Origin of the sequence: Actinoplanes rectilineatus (genome assembly GCF_000962825.1) — a bacterium.
In the GTDB taxonomy this organism is placed as follows: domain Bacteria; phylum Actinomycetota; class Actinomycetes; order Mycobacteriales; family Micromonosporaceae; genus Actinoplanes; species Actinoplanes rectilineatus.
On record NZ_JZKF01000020.1, the window covers coordinates 30,772 to 47,119 of the forward strand.

Genomic DNA, 16,348 nt, shown 5'->3' on the forward strand with positions numbered 1-16,348 from the left:
CTGGCACAAAGCGAAGACGGCCACGCACGACTGGCACAAAGCGAAGACAGCCACACGCGACCGGCACAACGAAGACGGGCCACACGCGAGGCGTACCGAAGAAAGAAGGCCGGACCCGGAAATCCGGGCCCGGCCTCAGCGACTCGGGGTCAGCTGAGCTTCTTCGACTTGGTGATCGCGGCGGTCAGCGCCTCGAGCAGCGGAGCCGCGCCGTTCCACGAGTAGATCGGGACGGCCTGCCACGGGAAGACCTGGTTGGCCTTGACCGCGGGCAGCTCGGCCCACGTCGGCTTGGCGGCCAGGTCGGCCGGCTGCAGGGTGCCGGTCCGCGCGTCCAGGAAGATGATGTCGGCCGCGTACTTGTCGGCGTTCTCCCAGCTCAGCGACTCGTAGTAGTCACCGCCGTCGGTCTTCTCCGGGACGATGATGTCGACGCCGAGCTCCTTGAAGTACATCAGGTCGCTGGAGACGCCCGGGTTCGACACGTAGAAGATGTCGGCCGCACCGGAGCCGGCCAGCACCTTGATGCCGCCGCTGGCCTTGGCTGCGGCGCTCAGGTCGGCGGCGGCCTTCTCGAAGCGGGCCTTCGCCTCGGTGACCTTGGCAGCGCCGAGGTCGGCACCGAGGGACTCGGCGAGGGCCGCGTACCGCTCGATCGGCTTGGTCAGCGGGACCCGGCCGACGGTGATCGTGGCGGTCGGCGCGAGCGAGAGGATCTTGTCCTTGCTCTCGTCCGGGATGTACCAGTAGGCGCCCGGGTCGAACATGTGCGTGACGAGCAGCTCAGGGTTGAGTGCCGCGTACTTCTCCACGGAGAACTCGCCCCAGGCGTTGCCGATGATCTCGACCTTGGTGATGTCGAGCTCGCCGGCCTGGGCCTCGGCGGTGCCGTCGGCCTTCTTCGTCTCACCGAAGACACCGACGATCTTGTCCTGGAGTCCGAGGTCGACGAGCGCGGCGGCGGTGCCGGTGAAGGCGACGATCCGCTCCGGGGTCTTGTCCGCGGTCAGGTCCTTGGGCTGGTCGTCGGTGAACTTCCACGGACCCGCGGCAGCGGTGGAGCTCTCCGGCGACGACCCGCTGTCGTCGGTGCCACCGCAGGCGGCGAGCAGCGCGCCGATACCGGCGGCGCCACCGGCGGCCAGCAGGCCACGACGCGACAAAGAAAGGTTCGAAAACGACATCGTCAGTTCTTTCTCATGGGTACGACCGGCCTCTCGACCGCGTGAATGGTTAGGCTAACCTAACGAACCGAACGCGCGTCAACAGGTGCCGCCGAACCGTGACGGGAGACCTGCACTGTCCACTTATGACACGCCCACTGACCAGCGGCGAGAGCCCGGGACACCATCGACGCCCGCGGCTGCCTCGCCAGTGGTCAAACGCGTACCCGCCCGTCTGGCCGGACTCCTCGTCGCGCTGCTCGTCCTCGCCGCCGTGGTGGTACTCAGCATCGGCTTCGGCGCCCGGTTCCTCTCCCCCGGCGAGGTCTGGGCCGGACTGTGGGACCCGGCGTCGCCGTTCTACCGGATCGTCCACGAGATGCGGCTGCCGCGTACCCTGCTCGGCCTGATGGTCGGCATGGCGCTCGGCCTGTCCGGTGCGATCATGCAGGCGCTCACCCGCAACCCGCTCGCCGACCCCGGCCTGCTCGGCATCAACGCCGGCGCCGCGGCGGGCGTGGCCAGCGCGGCGGTCTTCCTCGGCGTCGGCACGTTCTACGGCTACATCTGGTTCGCCCTCGGCGGCGCCGCGGTCGTCACCGCCCTGGTGTACGCGGTCGGCGGCGGCCGCACCGCCACCCCGGCCCGGCTCGCGCTCGCCGGCGCGGCACTCAACGCGACGCTCTACTCCTACGTCAGCGCCACCCTGCTGTCCGACTCGCAGGCGATCGAGAAGGTGCGCTTCTGGACCGCGGGTTCGCTGGCCAGCGCCGACTTCGCCACCGCCACCCGGCTGCTGCCGTTCTTCGCGGCCGGCCTGCTGGTCGCGCTCGCGGTGGCCCGCCCGCTCAACGCGCTCTCCCTCGGCGACGACGCGGCCCGCGCCCTGGGCGCCCGGCCCGCCGTCATCCGGATCGCGGTGATCGTCGCGGTCACCCTGCTCTGCGGCGGCGCCACCGCGGCCTGCGGGCCGATCGTCTTCGTCGGACTGCTGATCCCGCACCTGGTCCGCCCGATCACCGGACCGGACCTGCGCTGGATGCTGCCGTACACCGCGGTCCTCGCCCCGGTCCTGCTGCTCGGCGCGGACGTGCTCGGCCGGATCCTGGGCAGCCCCAGCGAACTGCAGGTCGGCACGGTCACCGCGGTCCTCGGCGGTCCCCTGTTCCTCTATCTCGTGCGAGTCGCCCGATGACCACCACCGTCCTCGACAAGAGCATCGGCAGCCGAGTCGGCATCCGCCCCCGGGCGGTGACCGTCGGCATCGCCGCGGCCGTCGGCACCGCCGTGATCAGCGTCTTCACCCTGGGCACCGGGGAATACCCGATCGCCCCCGCCGACGTGGTCCGCACCCTGCTCGGCCAGGGCACCACGGCACAGGACTTCATCGTCAACGAACTGCGCCTGCCCCGGCTGATCACCGCGATCGTGGTCGGCATGTGCCTGGCCGCCGGCGGCGCGGTCTTCCAGTCCCTGGTCCGCAACCCGCTGGGCAGCCCGGACGTCCTCGGCATCACCAACGGCGCGAGCACCGCGGCGCTGACCGTGGTGATCCTCGGCGGCAGCAGCACCCAACTCTCCCTCGCGGCGGTGGCCGGTGGCCTCGCGGCGGCCCTGCTGATCCAAGTGATCGGCGGCAAGCACGGCCTGCACGGCTACCGGTTCATCCTGTGCGGCATCGGGCTGGCCGCCATCCTGAACGGCATCAGCGGCTACCTGCTGACCCGGGGCATCCAGATGGAGAACGCGCGGGCCATGCTCTGGCTCACCGGCAGCCTGGACGGCCGGGACTGGCAGCAGGCCGGCCCGCTGCTGATCGTGCTCGCCGTGACCCTGCCGATCCTGCTGCTGGCCTGCGGTCCCGGACTGCGGATCCTGGAGATGGGCGACGACGCGGCGTCCGCCCTCGGCGTACCCGTGAAGGTTCTGCGCACCGGGGCGCTGTTCACCGCGGCACTGCTGGTCTCGTGCGCGGCGGCCGCGGCCGGACCGGTCGCGTTCGTCGCGCTGATCGCGCCGCACCTGGCGAAACGACTCACCCGGGCGCCCGGCCCGAACCTGGTGCCGTCCCTGGCAACCGGCGCCCTGCTGCTGGTCGGCGCGGACTGGCTGGCCCAGCACGCCGGCGACTCGGCGCTCCCGGTCGGCGTGGTCACCGGTGCGGTCGGCGGCGCCTACCTGGTCTGGCTGCTGACCACCGAACGCAAGGCCGGCCGGATCTGATGACCGAATCAAGGAGAGAACGATGACCGGTACGCCGCGGCTGAGCGGTTCGCAGATGACGCTGGCCTACGACAAACGGGTCATCGCCGAAGAACTCAGCGTCGACATCCCGGACGGCTCGTTCACCGTGATCATCGGGCCGAACGCGTGCGGCAAGTCCACCCTGCTGCGCGCCCTGTCCCGGCTGCTCAAACCGACGACCGGCACGGTGCTGCTGGACGGCCAGGACGTGCACTCGCTGCCCACCCGGGCCGTCGCCAGGACGCTGGGCCTGCTGCCCCAGTCGTCGACCGCGCCGGACGGCATCACCGTCGCCGAACTGGTCGCCCGCGGACGGTACCCGCACCAGAGCATCCTGCGCCGCTGGTCCAGCGACGACGAGCAGGTGGTCACCGAGTCGATGACCGCCACCGGCATCGCCGACCTGGCCGACCGCAACGTCGACGAACTCTCCGGCGGCCAGCGCCAGCGGGTGTGGATCGCGATGGCGCTGGCCCAGCAGACACCACTGCTGCTGCTGGACGAGCCGACCACGTACCTGGACATCGCGCACCAGATCGAGGTGCTGGACCTCTGCGCCGAACTGCACGAACGCCAGGGCCGCACCCTGGTGGCGGTGCTGCACGACCTGAACCACGCGGCCCGCTACGCCACCCACCTGATCGCCATGCGCGGCGGCAAGGTGGCGGCGTCCGGCGAGCCGTCCGCGGTGCTCACCGAGAAGCTGGTGGAAGAGGTGTTCGGCCTGCCCTGCCAGGTGATCGACGACCCGCAGACGGGCACGCCGCTGGTGGTCCCGGCCGCCCGCCGCCGCGCCGCCGTGCCCGATCCCGCCTAGAAACGTTTCGTGGTCAGGGTGCGAAGCCCATCCGCGTGGTGATTTCGGGCGCCCTGGACGCCCGAAGTCACCACACCCGTGGCGGTGTGGTGAATACGGGCGCACTCGACGCCCCAAATCACCACACCCCTGACGGTGTGGTGAATACGGGCGCGCTGAACGCCCCAAATCACCACGCTGTTGTGGGTGTGGTGAATTCGGGCGTGCTGAGCGCCCGAAATCACCACAGAGGCAGACCCTGACTGCGAAAGGTGTCTAGAAACGTCCCGCCGGCCCGGAACCGTGGGCGGCCGGCGCAGGCGGGGAGAGCCGCGGGCGCCGGCCGGATCCGGCGGCGTTACAGGGGGTGCTCGATCAGGACCACCGGAACGGAGTGCCCGCCGTACAACTCCGGGATCTGGGTGGAGATCGCGGCGTTGGTCTCGATGGCTTCGCGCAGGACGTGGCCGACCATGAGGGGTCCGGTCAGCAACTTCTGCATCGGGTAGTGCTGAAGCCTCGGGGCCGCCAGGTCACCCACCTGGTCCGCGTTGCCCTCGTGGAGGTCGAGCGTGGACAGGCCACGAATCCGGTAGATGTGTGCCCATGCCGCCCGGGGCATCCGCATCGCCGCTTGCGCTTCGGCGATGGCGGTCGCCGGCACAAGCAGGCTCATCTCTCCCGCCTGTGCGCTCCGACACGAGCCACATCAGGTCGGGATGGCCCTGCACCAGCTCGACGACCGCGGAGGCGTCCAGGACTCGAGGCTTCTTCACTCCGACTGCTGCTTCTTGTGGTTCGCCCAGAATTCGGCGATGGCCTTGTTGTTCTCATGCATCCGCCGTTCGTCGTCGGCAGTCCATTCCGGGGCGGGGACGCCCAGTTGCGCGGCGATTTCCCTCATCGATTCCTTGGCCTTCGCCGCCTCGGCGACATAGTCGATCGTCATGCGCCCACGGTAGGGATCGACCAGTCGGAATCGATATCCCCGACCCGGGTGACCAGGTCATCTGTCTATCCCTCTAAAGAACGCGCTTCAGTCGCGCGCGATTCTCTCCAGCATTTGGCGCAGGGTCTGCGGTTCGCTTCGGGACATCTCCGAGGTCCATGCGGCTTCGATCTCGGCGAGCGCATTCCGTGCGGCCCGCTGACCGGCGCGTCCCCGGTCGGTGAGCGCGGCGCTGACGCGCCAGGACTGATCAAGGAGCGAGGACCAGCCCCATCTCGTACGCGATGATGACCAGGTGCACCCGGTCGCGGGCGTCGAGTTTCGTGAACAATCGGGCCACGTGTGCCTTGGCGGTGGCCGGACTGATGTGCAGATCCGTGGCGATCTCCGCGTTCGAACGGCCCCTCCCCACCAGCGTGAGGACCTCTCGTTCCCGGTCGGTGATGCCCGCGGAGCTGCGCCGTGGGACGGCCGGTGGCGCCGGGGGCGGGGCCACGAACTGCTCGATCAGGCGGCGGGTCACACTCGGGGCGATCAGCGCGTCGCCGCCCGCCACCACGCGGATCGCTCCGAGGATGTCGTCGAGGGCCATGTCCTTGACCAGGAATCCGCTGGCTCCCGCGCGCAGCGCCGCGTACACGTAATCGTCGTCGTCGAACGTGGTGAGCATCAGCACCCGGGCCGGGTCGGGGCCGGCCTGGATGTGGCGGGTGGCTTCGATGCCGTCCATCACCGGCATCCGGATGTCCATCACCACCACGTCGGGTCGTTCGTCGCGGGTGAGCCGGACCGCCTCGGTGCCGGTGGCGGCCTCGCCGACGACCCGCAGGTCGCCGGTGCCGTCGATCAGCACCCGGAGTCCGCTGCGGATCAGTGGCTGGTCGTCGGCGAGCAGCACCCGGACGGTCATGCGATGCGCTCGAGGGTCGGCAGCGGGATGCTCGCCGTCACCCGGAATCCGCCGGACGGTCCGGGTCCGGCGGTGAACACGCCGTCCAGCAGGCTGATCCGTTCCCGCATGCCGGCGATGCCGTAGCCGGGGCCGTCGGCGGAGCCGCCCCGCCCGTCGTCGGTCACGGTGACGGCCAGGGTGGTGGGGCCGCGGTCCACGAGGACCGCGCAGTGGCCGGCCCCGGAATGCCGGATCACGTTGGTGACCGCCTCCTGGATGATGCGGAACGCGGACAGGTCGATGTCCGGTGGCAGCGGGGTCCGCTCGCCCGCCCAGCGTAGATCCACCTCGACACCGGCCTGCGCGGTCCGGGTGACCAGGCCGTCGAGGTCGGCGAGGCCGGGCGCCGGGTCGAGGGGTGCCGGTCCGGCCCCGGTGTCGTGGCGGCGCAGGGTGCCCAGCATCCGGCGCAGGGAGGCGGCGGTGTCGCGGCTGGTCTCCTCGATGGCGGCGAGGGCGTCGCGGGCCGCTTCGGGTTGGGTGTCGATGACCCGGCGGCCCATGCCGGCCTGCACCGAGATGACCCCGATGCTGTGCGCGATCATGTCGTGCAGTTCGCGGGCGATGCGCAGGCGTTCGGCCTGAACGGCCCGGTCCTCGGCCTGCCGGCGTTGCGTGGCGGCGTACCGGCGGCGTTGCCGCAGCGAGTCGCCGATCACCCAGGCGGTGATCACGGCCAGCACCTCGATGGTGATCATGGTGAGGACGTCGGAACGGCTGGCGAACAGGGCCATCGCGATCTGGACGACAGCGACCAGCGCCGCGGCCGGGGCAGACCGTTGCCGGCGTTCCCGGGCCGCCACGTACCCGACCACGATGTCGAGCGCCACGAACAGGACGTAGGTGGCGACCTGCGCGAGGCCGTCCTCGCCGGCGACGAACAGCACACCGATGCCGCTGACGAGGATCAGCAGCAGGCCGGCGAGCGGGGTGCGGCGTAGCAACGGCACCGGGAGCAGCAGGGACAGGCCGGCCGCGACGGTCAGCACCACCTCGTGGCCGAACGGCATCAGCACCGCGGCGAGCAGGGCGACCGGGAAGAGGAGGGCATAGGCCCAGGCGCGTACGGCGGACATGCGGTGATCGTAGGAAGCCGGCCGGGGGCGGGGCATCGGCCCGTGGGATTACGCCCGCGGGCCACCTCGGGGGCCGCCCGCGGGACGATGACGGGCACGGCGCCGCTCCGGCACCTTCTGCGGCATGGTCAGAGCGTTGCGAACCTTCCTCGTCGCCGTCGTGGTGGCGGTGACCCCGTCGGCCGGTGTCCTGCTGGCGCCACCCGCCGCCCCGGCACGGGCCGGTGCCGCCCCGGACCTCGGGAGCATGCCCCTGGTCGATCGGTACGCCGCGAACCGCCGGCTGATGACCGGATACCCGGCGGGCGACTACCTGTTCTTCGACGCCCGGGGCCGGGGACGGGTGATGCAGGTGTTCGGCGACCTGGCGTCGGCCCCGCGGATCGTGGTGCTGGTGCCCGGGATGAGCAACCGGCTGGCGAACTTCTGGCGCGGCGTGGGCGGTGAACGCTTCCGGTCACCCGCGGTCCAGGCCGCCGATCTGTGGGCCGCCACCTCCGGGGTGGCGGTGATCGCCTGGCTCGGTTACGACGCGCCGCGGACGTTCGGTGAGGCGGGACGCCCGGATCTGGCCGAGGCGGGCGCCGACGCCCTGGTCCGGTTCGTCGACGACCTGACCGCGCTGCGCCCGGACGCGACCGTCGCGGTGTTCGGGCACAGCTACGGCTCGACGGTGATCGGCCATGCCGCGTCCCGGCTGCCCGCGCGGGTCACCGACATCGCGGTCTACGGCAGTCCCGGGATGGGCGTGGACACCGTCGCCGCCCTGGGCACCTCTGCCCGGGTCTGGGCCGGGTGCAGCGCCGGGGACGCGATCCGGCTCGTGCCGGGTGTCCGGGTGCTCGGTCTGGGTCACGGCCGCCACCCGGAGGACCCCGGGTTCGGCGCACGACCGTTCCCCACCGCGGACGTGTCCGATCACGATCACTACCTGGCGCCCGGTACCGACTCGCTGGCCGCGCTCGCCGCCATCGCGGAGGGAACGGGGGAAGTCGCGTGAGGGACCGGACGATCGACGCCCTGCGTGCCGTCGCCATCGTCGGCGTGGTGCTCGGGCACTGGCTGGTCTCGGCCGTGGTGGTCGGCGACGACGGCGCCTGGCACGGGGCCAGCCCGCTGACCGGCCGTCCCACGCTGGCCCCGGCGACCTGGTTCCTGCAGACCCTGGCCCTGTTCTTCTTCGCGGCCGGATTCGCCTCGGCACGTAGGCACACGACGCGCTCCCGGAGCGCCAACCGCTGGAAGCCACTGATCGCGCTGGCCGTCGTCGGGGTCCCGGCGATGGGCCTCCTCACGCTCACCGGCGCCCCGGACAGCACCCGGCACGTGATCCTCTCCCTGGTCACCCACCCGATGTGGTTCCTGCTCGTCTACCTGGCCCTGTCCGCTCTGGCCCCGCTGCTGCGCCGGGTGGGACTTCGTGGCGTACCCCCGCTGGTGGCCCTGATCGTCCTCAGTGACATCTGGCGGCACCTGGCGCCGGCCGGCCGGCTCACCGTCCCGGCGACCCTGATCGGCTGGTCCGTCCCGTTCCTGCTGGGCATCGTCCTGGCCGACGGCCGTCTGCCCCGCCGGGCCGGTGCGGTCCTGCTGCCCGGCGGCCTGGTCACCGGCACGCTCCTGGTGACCGTCGCCGGATATCCGCCCAGCGCGGTGGGCGTCCCCGGCGACGGCTGGTCCAACCTCGCCCCGCCGTCACTGTTCACCCTCGCCCTCGGCGCCGCCCAGATCGGCGTCTTCCTGCTGGTGCGCCCGCATCTGGGCCGGTGGCTGGAGCGTCCGCTGATCGGGGCGCCGGTCGCCGCGCTCAACCGCCACGCCCTGACCGTGTTCTGCTGGCACCAGACCGCCCTGCTCCTGGTCACCTCGGCCGGGGCGGTCGCCGGAACACTCCCCGGCCTGCTGGACACGCCGACCGGGGACTGGCCGCTGCACCGGCTGCTCTGGATCCCGGTCTTCGCCGTCGCCCTCGCCGTGCTCTGTGCTGCCTTTCCCGGCTCCGCTGTGCGAAGGTCAAGCGAATCCATTGTGGTCGGTCAGGGGGACAGCGCATGGGGGACGGGACAGTCGGCATCGTCGGCGCGGGCATCGTCGGACTCGCCATCGGACGGGAGATCGCCCTGCGGCGCCCCGGGACCCGCGTCGTCGTGATGGAGAAGGAAGCCGAGGTGGGCCGGCACCAGACCGGCCACAATTCGGGGGTCGTGCACGCCGGCATCTACTACCCGCCCGGCAGCCTCAAGGCGGAACTCTGCACCCGCGGGCGGTCGCTTCTCCGGGAATACTGCGCCGAACACGACATCGCCTATCAGGAGTGCGGAAAACTCGTCGTGGCGGTGCACGCCGGCGAACTGGGCCGGTTGGACGAACTGGAGAAACGGGCGCGGGCCAACGGCGTACCCCATCTGAGAAGAACCGACGCGGCCGGGATCCGCGACATCGAAGCGCACGCCACCGGCCTGGCCGCGCTGCATTCCCCGGAAACGGCGATAACCGATTTCCCGGCCATTGCGCGAAGACTTGCGCTCGACATCGAGAAAAGCGGCGGTTCGGTACGCGTGAAGAGCCCGGTCACCCGCATCACCCGCGATCCGGGCTCGATCACGGTCGTGGCCGGCGACCGGACCGAACGCGTCGAGCACCTGATCGTCTGCGCCGGCATCCACACCGACCGGGTGGCGCAGCTGGCCGGCGACACCGCCGAACCCCGCATCATCCCGTTCCGCGGCGAGTACATGGCCGTCCGCCCGGAGAAGGCCGGCCTGGTCCGCGGCATGATCTACCCGGTGCCGGACCCGAGGTACCCGTTCCTCGGCGTCCACTTCACCCGCCGCGTCACCGGCGTCGTCGAGGTCGGCCCGAACGCGGTGCTCGCCACCGCCCGCGAAGGCTACCGCCGCACCGCGGTCTCGGCCCGCGACCTGGCCGGCATCGCCACCTGGCCCGGCACCTGGCGGATGGCCCGCAAGCATTGGCGCACCGGGATCCGTGAGGTCGGCGGTTCCCTGTCGATCGGCCGCTACATGGCTGACGCGATGCGTTACGTCCCGGAGATCGGCCCGGGCGACGTGGTGCGTGCGGGGGCCGGGGTGCGCGCCCAGGCCCTGGACCGCAACGGCACCCTGGTGGACGATTTCCGCATCCACCGGCTGGGCGCGGTCACGGCCATCCGCAACGCCCCGTCCCCCGCGGCAACCTCATCTTTGGCGATAGCCGAACACGTGGTCCGCGAGGTGTTCGGAAGCTGACGCGCCGGTCTTTACTCAGGGGTACTCGTCGGCGAGGCGGCCCTGCACCGCGCGATCGGCGGCCGGCAGGTGATGCACGAGCAGCTCGCCCGTCTCGCCGAAGCCGCAGACCAGCCCAACGTTCAGGTGCAGGTGCTCCCCTACGCGGCCGGCGCGTACATGCCCGAGGTCGGCGGTTTTCAGGTGCTGCGCTTCGCCGACAGCGAAGCGGGAGACGTAGCCTGCGTGGAGATCCTGGGCAGGACGCTCTATCTGGATGACCGAGCCGAGGTCGAACTGTACCGAGACGCCTGGGAGGACGTGCGGGAGAAAGCCGCTCCGCACCGGGAGTCACTGGACTTGATCAGAGCGGCAGCCGAGGAGATGAAGTGATGGCTGACAAGGGTTACGACCACCTCGACCGGAACGATCTGGCGTGGCGCAAGGGCAACCGCTCGTCGGCAGCGGCGGCGACTGCGTGGAGGTCGCCGATCTGCCCGACGGCGGCTTCGCGGTGCGGGACAGCAAGGACCCGGACGGCCCGATTCTGTTCTTCACTCCGGGCGAACGCGCCGCGTTCGTCGCGGGAGTGCGGGAGGAGAACCTCCTCTGAGCAGCCACTCGCCTGACCGGAACGGGCGCATGATCGAGAAGGCGGCCGACGACGGGGATCTGGACCTGCTGCGCGAGCTGATCAACGCCGATCCGCCGCCGCACGACGTGCTGCTGCGGGTCTTGGCGACGGCCCGTGCCTGGTTCGGCCGCGACCCGGCGACCGAACTGCGCGAACGGCTCGGTGCACCGGACGCGACGGTCGAGACCGGGGTGCTGACGTTCGAGGAGTATCTGCCGACCGTGCGGTGGGTCCGCGCCGTCGCGCCCGATGGCCGCCGGGTCGAGGTGCGACTCGCGCACCGGGCGATCGTCACGTTCGTCGAGTGGGCTATCGGCCTCCGGGCGCCGCGGGACGAACTGCTCGAACGCGCGCTCTGGTCGGGCGACCCGGAGTCTCAGGACTGGTCGGAGGTCGAGGTCGCGATCAGCCGCCGGGTGCCGGTCGACGAGAGCGCTCAGTGGGCGGCCGGCAAGCTCAGCGATCCGGATCCGATGGCGCGACGGTTCGCCGCCGGGCTGTTGCACGGGATGAGCTTCGACATGGAGGGGAAAGCCTGTGTCGGGGCGCTGCGCGACCGTTTCGGGGTGGAGTCCGACGGTGCGACGCTCAGCTCGGTGATCGGCGCGTACGCCAACTTCCTCGACGACCGGCCGGCGATGCCCGAGTTGATCCCGCTCGCCCGCGATCCCCGCGTCGACGTGCGGTGCCGGGTCGCCGGCGAACTCATGACCGATGCTGACGGGCAGCCGGCCGAGATTCTCGCGGCGCAGCTCGGCCTGACCCACGACGAGGATCCGACCGTGCGACGGGTGGCGCTGTCGGCGCTGTCCCACGGTCCGGCCGACGTGCCCGCGATTCGCGAGCTGCTCGCCCTCCACCTGGCCGACGACGATCGGCATCTGCGGGCCGAGGCGGCGATCGGCCTCGCGCGGCGCGGGGACGGCCGGGCGTTGGAGGAGTTGCAACGGCTGGCTCAGGAGGACGGCTACGAGTCGTCGACCTGGCACTCCTACTGGGGCCTACTCAAAATGCTCGAGTAGCGGCCGTCATCAGGGTCCGCGTGGTGACTTCAGCCGCCCATCCCTCCCGAGAACACCACACCCCACCACGGGTGTGGTGAATTGAGGCGTCCAGCCCGCCCGTAATCACCACACCACCACGGGTGTGGTGAATTGGGGCGTCCAGCACACCCGAAATCACCACACCACCACGGGCGTGATGAATTGGGGCGTCCAGCACGCCCGAAATCACCACACCACCAGGGGCGTGGTGAATTGGGGCGTCCAGCACGCCCGAAATCACCACGCGGATGGGCTTCGTACCCTGATGACGAAACGCGTCTAGCCGGCGGGGGTGGCGGGCAGGCGGACGGTGACGACGGTGCCGTGGGGGCGGTTGGCGCGGGCGCTCACCGCGCCGCCGTGCTGGGCCGCCGTCTGCGCGACGATCGCCAGGCCCAGGCCGGAGCCGGGCGTCGCGCGGGCCGCCGTCGAGCGGTAGAAGCGATCGAAGACGTGTGGCAGGTCGGAAGCGGCGATGCCCGGGCCGTTGTCCGCGACCGTCAGGCGGGCGCCGCCCGGGCCGTCGGCGTGCAGGCGGGTGCGGACCGTGCCGCCGGCCGGGCTCCATTTGGCGGCGTTGTCGAGGATGTTGACGGCCATACGTTCGAGTTCGCCGGGGCGGCCCAGGACGGTCAGCGGGCTCAACTCGGTGTCGAAGGTCAGGCCGGGGGCGCGCAGGCTGACCCGGTTGATCGCGGCGGTCACCACCTCGGCCAGGTCGACCTGTTCGATCGTTTCGCGGCTGCCCTCCTCGCGGGACAGTTCGACGAGTTCGGTGGTCAGGGTGGTCAGTTCGCGGACCTGGGCGTCCAGGTCGTGCAGCAGCTGGGCGCGTTCCTCCGGGGGCAGCCGGTGGGCCAGTTCCGGCTGGCGTTCCACGGCCAGCAGCAGTTCCACGTTGGTGCGGATGCTCGTCAGCGGGGTGCGCAGTTCGTGGCCGGCGTCTTCGACCAGGGCGCGCTGGGCGCTGCGGGAGGCGTCGATCGCGGTCAGCATCGCGTTGACGGAGCGTCCGAGCCGGGCGATCTCGTCGTCGCCGGCCACGTCGATCGGCCGGGTCAGGTCCATCGTGACGGCGACGTCCTCGACGGCTTCGGTCAGCCGGTCGACGGGGGCCAGGCCGGCGCGGGAGACGGTGCGGCCGAGCAGGGCGGCGCCGGCGATCCCGGCCGCGCAGCCGACGGCGAGGAGGGCCGCGAACAGGGCCAGGACCCGCTTGTCCGGGTCCTGGTCGAGGGCGACCTGGACCGCTCCCCCGCCGTCGACCGGCACGGTCAGCATCAGGTAGTCGCCGGGGCCGAGGGTGACGACCTCCTGGGTCTCCTCGTTCCCGCCGGCGGCGATGGCCGCGGCGGTGTCGGTGACCGGCAGCGGGGTGGCGCTGCCGCCGATGACGGCGCCGGTCTCGTCGATGATCTGCCAGCAGGGGCCGATCTCCTTGTGGCCGGGTCCGGGGTCGGGGCCTTTGCGGGTGCTCTGGGTGGCCAGCCACTGTGCCGGGTTCTCGGCGATCGTCCCGGCGTCGGCGAGGAGTTCCGCGGAGACCTTGCCTTCCTGGATCTCGCGGACGGTGAGCCACGCCCCGCCGGAGACCAGCAGGACGGCCGCCGCGACCGCCCCGGTGACCAGCAGCGACAGCCGGTCGTGCAGGGTCCGTGCCCGCCACCACCGTTTCACAGCGGTTCCTCCCGTAGCACGAATCCGACTCCACGAACGGTGTGCAGCAGCCGCGCCTCGCCGTCGGCCTCCAGCTTGCGCCGCAGGTAGCCGAGGTAGACGTGCAGGCTGTTCGAGCCCTCGCCGAAGTCGTAGCCCCAGACCTGTTCGAAGAGGGCCGCCCGGGAGAGGACCTGTCGCGGGTGGCGCAGGAACACTTCGAGGATCTCGAACTCGGTCCGGGTCAGGCGCAGCGGGCGGTCGCCGCGCCACGCTTCCCGAGTACGCGGATTCAGGCGTACCTCAAGAAAGGAGAGGCCGTCACCAAGGGAGGAGAGGCCGTCCCCGGTCGGTGTGGACAGGGCCGAACGCCGCAGCAGTGCCCGCATCCGGGCCAGCAGTTCCTGGAGGGCGAACGGTTTGACCAGGTAGTCGTCGGCGCCGGCGTCGAGGCCCGCGACCCGGTCGCCGACGCTGTCGCGGGCGGTGAGCATCAGGACCGGGACGAGGACGCCTTCGGCGCGGAGCCGGCGGCAGGCTTCCAGGCCGTCCATGCGGGGCATGTTGACGTCGAGGATCAGGGCGTCCGGCTCGTTGTCGCGGACCGCTTCGAGGGCGTGCAGGCCGTCGCCGGCGATCTCCACCTGATATCCCTGGAACCGCAGGGTGCGCGCCAGGGAGTCGCGCACCGCCGCGTCGTCCTCCACCACCAGGATCCGCATGCCCCCTACCCTGCCAGGGCGGTCAGGGTGTCATGTCAGCTGGGCGTCGTCGAGTGCGGTCTGCAGCGACTCCTTGTAGCCCTCGCTGGTGTAGGTGGCGCCGGACACCGAGTCGATGTCCGCGCTCTGCGCCGCGAGGGTCTCCTCGACGAGGGTGGGGACGGCGCTGCCGCTGATCTGTTCGTGGCGGGCGCTGCCGCTGGGGTAGACCGGCACCGACACCGAGGTGATCTTGCCGTCGGCGACGGTGATGACGACCTGGATGTCGCCTTCCTGGGTCTGCACGGTGTCGCCGGTGTAGGTGTCGCCGTCCGCAGCGCCGGAGGAGGCGACGGTGGACGAAGCGGTGACCGCGGAGGTTCCGGTGCTGGTGCGGTAGCTGAAGAGCAGCACCAGCGCGGCCACGGTGGAGAGCATCCAGAGGGAGACGCGTCGCATGTCGGGGACCTTCCTTACCAGGAGAACAGCTCGGTGTGCACGCGCTTGGGCCGGACGCCGGCCTCGATCGCGGCGGTGCGGGCGGCGGCGGCCCAGGCCTCGGGGCCGCAGATGTAGACGTGCGCGGCGGCGATCTGCGGGGCGCACTGGGCGAGCGCCTCGGCGTCGCCGTGGTCGGCGACCGCGGCGGGCAGCCAGGAGGAGCGTCCGGTGGGGCGCGGGCCGACCAGCGGCACGATCCGCAGGCCGCGCTGGGCGGCGAGCCGTTCCAGTTCGTCGCGGAAGGCCAGGTCGTCCTCGGTGCGGGCCCGGTAGATCAGGGTGGCCTCGCCGGCGTGGTAGGGCAGTTCGCCGAGCAGGGACAGCAGCGGGGTGATGCCGATGCCGCAGGCCATCATGACCACCGGGCCGCCGGTGTAGCTCTCGCCGGTCAGCTTGCCGAACGGCCCCTCGAAGATCACCTTGGTGCCGGGCTGGAGGGCGGCGATCCGGCTGCTGCCGTCGCCCTGGCTCTTCACGGTGATCCGCAGGGCGTCCCGGTCGGGGGTGGCCGAGAGCGAGAACGGGTTGGCGCGGGTCCAGCCGGGTCCGTCCAGGAACCGCCAGTGGAAGAACTGCCCGGCGCGGGCGGGCATCTCGGCGAGACGCTCACCGGTGAGATACACCGAGGTCAGACCCGGTCCTTCCGGAACCACACGGCTCACCGTCAGGCGGTGCCTGCGGTTGCGGATCAACGGCAGGATCAGACGGTACGCGACGACGGCGCCCGCCGACACCGCGTACAGCGTCCACCAGTACGTGCGGGCGGCCGCCGAGCCGGTGAAGGATTCGCCGGTCCAGATCTGGTGCGGCAGGGCCAGTCCGACACCGAGGTACGCGTACAGGTGCAGCAGGTGCCACGACTCATAGCGCAGTCTGCGGCGGGCGGCCCGGACGGACGTGACGACGACGAGCAGGAGCAGCACCGTGCCGGCCGCGGCGAGCAGCATGCCGGGGTAGGTGAGGACCAGGTCGACGAACTGGGTGATCACGTTCGTGGTGCCGTACGCGTACCCGATGGTGATCGTGATGATGTGGGTCAGCATCAGCCAGAACGACGTGAAACCGGTCATCCGGTGCCAGCGGGCGAGCTTGTCCTGGCCGAAGGCCTTCTCCACGAACGGGATCCGCGACATCAGCAGGACCTGCAGCAGGAGCAGGTCGGAGGCGTACAGGCCGGTGAGCCGGCCGATCGCGGTGATCGTCTCGGCGCCGCCGGCCGCGATGTCCGACAGCCCGCCGTTGCTCACCCACAGGGCGGTGACGACGAGCAGGCTCAGGCCGGCGATCACCCCGCCGGCGTCGGCCCACCAGCGTGGGGTGTCCCGGGGCTTGCGGTGCAGTGCGGTCACGGCGGTGGCGGTCATGTCACCAAAACTGACCGCGGCTCCTAAGAGCGGGGCCTGATG

The 16,348-nt window shown here is 71.2% G+C and carries 17 protein-coding genes and 1 pseudogene; 9 read left to right on the forward strand and 9 right to left on the reverse strand.

Annotated features, from left to right (window positions below):
• Nucleotides 1–149: 149 nt before the first annotated feature.
• Entirely contained in the window at nucleotides 150–1,184 is a 1,035-nt protein-coding gene (locus WH85_RS17255) for an ABC transporter substrate-binding protein (RefSeq protein ID WP_045742907.1), read from the reverse strand.
• 235 nt (nucleotides 1,185–1,419) lie between these two features.
• Here WH85_RS17255 and WH85_RS17260 point away from each other — a divergent pair, with 235 nt between their 5' ends.
• The 3 genes from WH85_RS17260 to WH85_RS17270 are packed head-to-tail and all read left to right on the forward strand — an operon-like array spanning nucleotide 1,420 to nucleotide 4,224.
• Nucleotides 1,420–2,358, forward strand: coding sequence for a FecCD family ABC transporter permease (locus WH85_RS17260; protein WP_211275390.1), 939 nt, complete (start codon nucleotides 1,420–1,422; stop codon nucleotides 2,356–2,358).
• Nucleotides 2,355–3,386 carry a FecCD family ABC transporter permease gene (locus WH85_RS17265; protein ID WP_045742908.1) on the forward strand — a complete coding sequence of 344 codons (1,032 nt, stop codon included), beginning with the start codon at nucleotides 2,355–2,357 and terminating at the stop codon, nucleotides 3,384–3,386. The genes WH85_RS17260 and WH85_RS17265 overlap by 4 nt, the downstream gene beginning before the upstream one ends.
• 22 nt (nucleotides 3,387–3,408) lie before the next feature.
• A complete protein-coding gene (locus tag WH85_RS17270) occupies nucleotides 3,409–4,224 on the forward strand; it encodes an ABC transporter ATP-binding protein (protein WP_045742909.1) in 816 nt (271 codons plus the stop codon).
• A gap of 337 nt (nucleotides 4,225–4,561) precedes the next feature.
• Here WH85_RS17270 and WH85_RS17275 read toward each other — a convergent pair whose 3' ends face one another.
• The 4 genes from WH85_RS17275 to WH85_RS17285 all read right to left on the reverse strand — a co-directional run bounded on the left by WH85_RS17275 (nucleotide 4,562) and on the right by WH85_RS17285 (nucleotide 7,180).
• A complete protein-coding gene (locus tag WH85_RS17275) occupies nucleotides 4,562–4,879 on the reverse strand; it encodes a hypothetical protein (RefSeq protein ID WP_245673975.1) in 318 nt (105 codons plus the stop codon).
• Nucleotides 4,880–4,975: 96 nt separating this feature from the next.
• Nucleotides 4,976–5,152, reverse strand: coding sequence for a hypothetical protein (locus WH85_RS50460; RefSeq protein WP_157411060.1), 177 nt, complete (start codon nucleotides 5,150–5,152; stop codon nucleotides 4,976–4,978).
• 250 nt (nucleotides 5,153–5,402) lie between these two features.
• The gene (locus WH85_RS17280; protein WP_045742910.1) at nucleotides 5,403–6,062 is read right to left on the reverse strand and encodes a response regulator; all 660 of its coding nucleotides are present in this window, start codon (nucleotides 6,060–6,062) and stop codon (nucleotides 5,403–5,405) included.
• The gene (locus WH85_RS17285; RefSeq protein ID WP_045742911.1) at nucleotides 6,059–7,180 is read right to left on the reverse strand and encodes a sensor histidine kinase; all 1,122 of its coding nucleotides are present in this window, start codon (nucleotides 7,178–7,180) and stop codon (nucleotides 6,059–6,061) included. The genes WH85_RS17280 and WH85_RS17285 overlap by 4 nt, the downstream gene beginning before the upstream one ends.
• Nucleotides 7,181–7,304: 124 nt before the next feature.
• On the opposite strand from WH85_RS17285, the gene WH85_RS17290 reads away from it, so the two are divergent.
• The 6 genes and pseudogenes from WH85_RS17290 (at nucleotide 7,305) to WH85_RS17315 (ending at nucleotide 12,063) form a co-directional block, all read left to right on the forward strand.
• Nucleotides 7,305–8,180 carry an alpha/beta hydrolase gene (locus tag WH85_RS17290; protein WP_052720508.1) on the forward strand — a complete coding sequence of 292 codons (876 nt, stop codon included), beginning with the start codon at nucleotides 7,305–7,307 and terminating at the stop codon, nucleotides 8,178–8,180.
• A complete protein-coding gene (locus WH85_RS17295) occupies nucleotides 8,177–9,331 on the forward strand; it encodes an acyltransferase family protein (protein WP_052720509.1) in 1,155 nt (384 codons plus the stop codon). Before WH85_RS17290 ends, WH85_RS17295 begins: the two co-directional genes overlap by 4 nt.
• Complete coding sequence (lhgO, locus tag WH85_RS17300) at nucleotides 9,232–10,428, forward strand: L-2-hydroxyglutarate oxidase (RefSeq protein WP_045742912.1); 1,197 nt, start codon at nucleotides 9,232–9,234, stop codon at nucleotides 10,426–10,428. Before WH85_RS17295 ends, lhgO begins: the two co-directional genes overlap by 100 nt.
• A gap of 33 nt (nucleotides 10,429–10,461) precedes the next feature.
• Nucleotides 10,462–10,800: pseudogene (locus tag WH85_RS17305) on the forward strand (DUF5753 domain-containing protein); the annotation flags it as partial.
• Between the two features lie 43 nt (nucleotides 10,801–10,843).
• A complete protein-coding gene (locus tag WH85_RS17310; protein ID WP_211275387.1) occupies nucleotides 10,844–11,020 on the forward strand; it encodes a DUF397 domain-containing protein in 177 nt (58 codons plus the stop codon).
• 29 nt (nucleotides 11,021–11,049) lie between these two features.
• Nucleotides 11,050–12,063, forward strand: a complete 1,014-nt coding sequence (locus tag WH85_RS17315; protein WP_052720511.1) for a HEAT repeat domain-containing protein — start codon at nucleotides 11,050–11,052, stop codon at nucleotides 12,061–12,063.
• Between the two features lie 300 nt (nucleotides 12,064–12,363).
• On the opposite strand, the gene WH85_RS17320 is transcribed toward WH85_RS17315, so the two are convergent.
• Genes WH85_RS17320 through WH85_RS17335 form a run of 4 tightly spaced genes read right to left on the reverse strand, consistent with a single transcriptional unit; the run spans nucleotide 12,364 to nucleotide 16,306 of the window.
• Nucleotides 12,364–13,761: a HAMP domain-containing sensor histidine kinase gene (locus WH85_RS17320; RefSeq protein WP_045742913.1), complete on the reverse strand. Its 1,398-nt coding sequence runs from the start codon at nucleotides 13,759–13,761 to the stop codon at nucleotides 12,364–12,366.
• Nucleotides 13,758–14,462, reverse strand: a complete 705-nt coding sequence (locus WH85_RS17325; protein ID WP_045742914.1) for a response regulator transcription factor — start codon at nucleotides 14,460–14,462, stop codon at nucleotides 13,758–13,760. The genes WH85_RS17320 and WH85_RS17325 overlap by 4 nt, the downstream gene beginning before the upstream one ends.
• Before the next feature lie 30 nt (nucleotides 14,463–14,492).
• On the reverse strand, nucleotides 14,493–14,900 hold the full coding sequence (locus WH85_RS17330) for an FMN-binding protein (RefSeq protein WP_045742915.1): 408 nt from the start codon (nucleotides 14,898–14,900) through the stop codon (nucleotides 14,493–14,495).
• Between the two features lie 14 nt (nucleotides 14,901–14,914).
• Nucleotides 14,915–16,306, reverse strand: coding sequence for a ferredoxin reductase family protein (locus WH85_RS17335; RefSeq protein WP_045742916.1), 1,392 nt, complete (start codon nucleotides 16,304–16,306; stop codon nucleotides 14,915–14,917).
• Nucleotides 16,307–16,348: the final 42 nt, after the last annotated feature.

What these genes read in the sequence shown, in the direction of transcription:
- WH85_RS17270 (WP_045742909.1), top strand. Translation starts at nt 3,409, where the DNA reads ATGACCGGTACGCCGCGGCTGAGCGGTTCGCAGATGACGCTGGCCTAC.
- WH85_RS17290 (WP_052720508.1), top strand. Translation starts at nt 7,305, where the DNA reads ATGGTCAGAGCGTTGCGAACCTTCCTCGTCGCCGTCGTGGTGGCGGTG.
- WH85_RS17285 (WP_045742911.1), bottom strand. Translation starts at nt 7,180, where the DNA reads ATGTCCGCCGTACGCGCCTGGGCCTATGCCCTCCTCTTCCCGGTCGCC.
- WH85_RS17315 (WP_052720511.1), top strand. Translation starts at nt 11,050, where the DNA reads ATGATCGAGAAGGCGGCCGACGACGGGGATCTGGACCTGCTGCGCGAG.
- WH85_RS17330 (WP_045742915.1), bottom strand. Translation starts at nt 14,900, where the DNA reads ATGCGACGCGTCTCCCTCTGGATGCTCTCCACCGTGGCCGCGCTGGTG.
- WH85_RS17335 (WP_045742916.1), bottom strand. Translation starts at nt 16,306, where the DNA reads ATGACCGCCACCGCCGTGACCGCACTGCACCGCAAGCCCCGGGACACC.
- lhgO (WP_045742912.1), top strand. Translation starts at nt 9,232, where the DNA reads ATGGGGGACGGGACAGTCGGCATCGTCGGCGCGGGCATCGTCGGACTC.
- WH85_RS17325 (WP_045742914.1), bottom strand. Translation starts at nt 14,462, where the DNA reads ATGCGGATCCTGGTGGTGGAGGACGACGCGGCGGTGCGCGACTCCCTG.
- WH85_RS50460 (WP_157411060.1), bottom strand. Translation starts at nt 5,152, where the DNA reads ATGACGATCGACTATGTCGCCGAGGCGGCGAAGGCCAAGGAATCGATG.
- WH85_RS17255 (WP_045742907.1), bottom strand. Translation starts at nt 1,184, where the DNA reads ATGTCGTTTTCGAACCTTTCTTTGTCGCGTCGTGGCCTGCTGGCCGCC.
- WH85_RS17280 (WP_045742910.1), bottom strand. Translation starts at nt 6,062, where the DNA reads ATGACCGTCCGGGTGCTGCTCGCCGACGACCAGCCACTGATCCGCAGC.
- WH85_RS17265 (WP_045742908.1), top strand. Translation starts at nt 2,355, where the DNA reads ATGACCACCACCGTCCTCGACAAGAGCATCGGCAGCCGAGTCGGCATC.
- WH85_RS17275 (WP_245673975.1), bottom strand. Translation starts at nt 4,879, where the DNA reads ATGAGCCTGCTTGTGCCGGCGACCGCCATCGCCGAAGCGCAAGCGGCG.